The sequence below is a fragment of the Helicobacter pylori genome (assembly GCF_001998165.1).
In the GTDB taxonomy this organism is placed as follows: Bacteria; Campylobacterota; Campylobacteria; order Campylobacterales; family Helicobacteraceae; genus Helicobacter; species Helicobacter pylori_DL.
Genome location: NZ_MTWR01000055.1, coordinates 1 through 3,691, shown reverse-complemented (window position 1 = coordinate 3,691; position 3,691 = coordinate 1). Strand labels below are relative to the sequence as shown.

Here is a 3,691-nt window from a genome sequence, read left to right as displayed (position 1 = left end):
CTTAAATGCGGCTAAAAATGGTGAAGAGCATTCTAATGAAGGGTTAATAACCGTTAATAAAACGGGTCAAGACATTGAATCGCTTTATGAAAAGATGCAAAACGCCACTTCGTTAGCGGACTCTCTCAACCAACGGAGCAATGAAATCACTCAAGTCATTTCTTTGATTGATGATATTGCAGAGCAAACCAATCTCTTAGCCCTAAACGCCGCTATTGAAGCCGCACGAGCGGGTGAACATGGCAGAGGGTTTGCTGTGGTGGCTGATGAGGTGAGAAAACTCGCTGAAAAAACCCAAAAAGCCACTAAAGAAATCGCTGTCGTGGTTAAAAGCATGCAACAAGAAGCGAACGATATTCAAACCAATACCCACGATATTAATTCTATTGTAGGCTCTATTAAGGGCGATGTAGAAGAGCTTAAATCCACCGTGAAAAATAACATGATTGTCGCGCAAGCCGCAAAATACACCATCTACAATGTCAATAACCGGGTGTTTTGCGGTCTGGCTAAATTGGATCATGTGGTCTTTAAAAACAATCTTTATGGCATGGTTTTTGGTCTCAATTCCTTTGATATTACCAGTCATAAGAATTGCCGCTTAGGCAAATGGTATTATGAGGGCGCGGGCAAAGAGAATTTTTCCAACACTTCAGGCTATAGAGCTTTAGAAAGCCACCATGCGAGCGTGCATGCTGAAGCTAATGATTTGGTTAAAGCCGTTCAAGAAGACCACATTACCGATTCAAAATACCTAGAACATAAAGTGCATTTAATGGAAGATAGCGCTAAGCATGTCAAAGAAAATATTGATAAGATGTTTTACGAAAAACAAGATGAACTCAATAAAATCATTGAAAAAATTCAAAAAGGCGAATGATTTCGTTCAATGAAGTGTTTTGATGTTTTCTAAATCTTTAGAAGCCCTACGCCATGCCAAACGATACCGCAAAAGAGAGTTGTTTGACCCTTCATTAAAGGATTACGCTTCTAATGATTATTTGGGTTTGAGCGTTAAAAAAGATTTGCTTCAAAACGCTTTTGATAAGCTCCAATCCTTTGGTGCTCATTCCCCCAAGGCTTCCATGCTAGTGAATGGCTACCACCCTTTGCATGCAGAATTGGAAGAGCGATTAGCGGATTTGTTAGAATTTGAAAGCGTTCTTTTAGTGGGGAGTGGTTTTTTGGGCAATCTGGCTTTAATAGACACCCTTTTAGTCAAAAACGCTCTCTTATTCATGGACGCGCACTACCATGCGAGCGGGATCTTTAGCGCTAAGATTAAGCCTAATCAAGTGATCTTTTTCTCGCACAATGATATTAAAGATTTGAAACAAAAACTCTTTAACGCCCCTAAAAACAAGCTTAAATTCATAGCCATTGAGGGGGTTTATTCTATGGATGCGAGCGTCGCCCCTTATGATTTTTATGCAATCATTCAAGAGATTCCTAACGCTTTTTTAATCGTAGATGAAGCCCATAGTTTTGGGACTATCGGCGAAAATTTGTTGGGTTTTTTAGAATATCATCGCATCAAAGAAAAAGACAAAATCATTAAGCTCAGCACTTTTTCTAAAGCCCTTGCGAGCTATGGGGCGTGCATTTTAGCCCCTTTACAAGTCATAGAGTTTTTAACTAATCGCGCTAAAAGCGTGATTTACACCACCGCTTTAAGCCTGTTAGACACCGCTTTAACTTTGGCCCATTTAGAATACTTTATCGCACAAAAGCAAGAATTAAAAAATGAGCTTAGCAAACACCAACAGATTATTTTTGAAACCTTAGGTATTAGAACGCTCGCAGGATTTTTCACTCTAGAATTTGAAAACAATCCCGCTCTTTTAAACGCCCAGTATTTTTTGAAAGAAAAAGGGTTTTTAGTGGGAGCTATCCGCCCCCCCACGGTTTCTAAACCCCTTTTACGCGTCTCTTTGTCCCTCAAAAACAGCTTAGAAGACACTAAAGATCTTGCAAACACCCTTTTAAATTATTCTAAAATACAATCTTCTTTTAAGAGTGATTAATGCTGAAAAAGATTTTTTATGGTTTTATGGTTTTAGTTTTAATTATCATAGGGTTATTGGCCGTTCTTGTCGCTCAAGTTTGGGTAACTACGGATAAGGATATTGCTAAGATTAAAGATTATCGCCCGGGCGTCGCTTCACAGATTTTAGACCGAAAAGGGCGTTTGATCGCTAATATTTATGATAAGGAATTTCGTTTTTATGCGCGTTTTGAAGAAATCCCCCCACGATTTATTGAAAGCCTTCTAGCGGTAGAGGACACCCTCTTTTTTGAGCATGGGGGGATCAATTTAGACGCTGTCATGCGCGCTATGATTAAAAACGCTAAAAGCGGTCGTTACACTGAAGGGGGTAGCACCCTAACCCAACAACTCGTTAAAAACATGGTGCTCACGCGAGAAAAAACATTAACCAGAAAGCTCAAAGAAGCTATCATCTCCATACGCATTGAAAAAGTCTTAAGCAAAGAAGAAATTTTAGAGCGTTATTTGAACCAAACTTTTTTTGGGCATGGGTATTATGGCGTGAAAACCGCAAGCTTAGGGTATTTTAAAAAACCCCTTGACAAACTCACGCTTAAAGAAATCACCATGTTAGTCGCCTTACCTAGGGCTCCAAGTTTTTATGATCCTACCAAAAACTTAGAATTTTCGCTCTCTAGGGCTAATGATATTTTAAGGCGGTTGTATTCTTTAGGCTGGATTTCTTCTAACGAGCTCAAATCCGCTCTCAATGAAGTGCCAATCGTTTATAACCAAACTTCCACGCAAAACATCGCCCCCTATGTCGTGGATGAAGTGTTGAAGCAATTGGATCAATTAGACGGGCTAAAAACTCAAGGCTATACTATAAAGCTCACGATAGATTTGGATTACCAACGCTTGGCGTTAGAGTCTTTGCGTTTTGGGCATCAAAAAATCTTAGAAAAAATCGCTAAAGAGAAGCCAAAAACTAACGCATCTAATGATGAAGATGAAGACAACTTAAACGCCAGCATGATAGTTACAGAAACGAGCACCGGTAAGATTTTAGCCTTAGTGGGGGGGATTGATTATAAAAAAAGCGCTTTCAATCGCGCCACGCAAGCCAAACGGCAATTTGGGAGCGCGATCAAGCCTTTTGTGTATCAAATCGCCTTTGATAATGGCTATTCCACGACTTCTAAAATCCCTGATACCGCGCGAAATTTTGAAAATGGCAATTATAGTAAAAACAGCGCGCAAAACCACGCATGGCACCCTAGCAATTATACTCGCAAATTTTTAGGGCTTGTAACCTTGCAAGAAGCCTTGAGCCATTCGTTAAATCTAGCCACGATTAATTTAAGCGATCAGCTTGGCTTTGAAAAAATTTATCAATCTTTAAGCGACATGGGGTTTAAAAACCTCCCTAAAGATTTGTCTATTGTGTTAGGGAGCTTTGCTATCTCACCGATTGATGCGGCTGAAAAGTATTCTCTATTTTCTAATTACGGCACCATGCTCAAACCCATGCTCATTGAAAGCATCACCGATCAGCAAAACAATATCAAAGTTTTCACGCCTATGGAAACTAAGAAAATCACTTCCAAAGAACAAGCTTTTTTAACCCTTTCAGCGCTGATGGATGCGGTAGAAAACGGCACAGGGAGTCTAGCTCGCATTAAAGGTTTAGAAATTGCCGGTAAA

At 39.8% G+C, this 3,691-nt stretch carries 3 protein-coding genes; all 3 read left to right on the top strand.

Annotated features, from left to right (window positions below):
- On the top strand, positions 1-880 hold an 880-nt coding region (gene tlpD, locus BZK24_RS06765), incomplete at its 5' end, for a chemotaxis chemoreceptor TlpD (RefSeq protein WP_077656959.1).
- A 22-nt stretch (positions 881-902) separates the two neighbouring features.
- The gene (locus BZK24_RS06760; RefSeq protein ID WP_077656958.1) at positions 903-2,024 is read left to right on the top strand and encodes an aminotransferase class I/II-fold pyridoxal phosphate-dependent enzyme; all 1,122 of its coding nucleotides are present in this window, start codon (positions 903-905) and stop codon (positions 2,022-2,024) included.
- A partial coding sequence (gene pbp1a, locus BZK24_RS06755; protein WP_077656957.1) for a penicillin-binding protein 1A occupies positions 2,024-3,691 on the top strand: 1,668 nt, incomplete at its 3' end. The genes BZK24_RS06760 and pbp1a, both read left to right, overlap by 1 nt.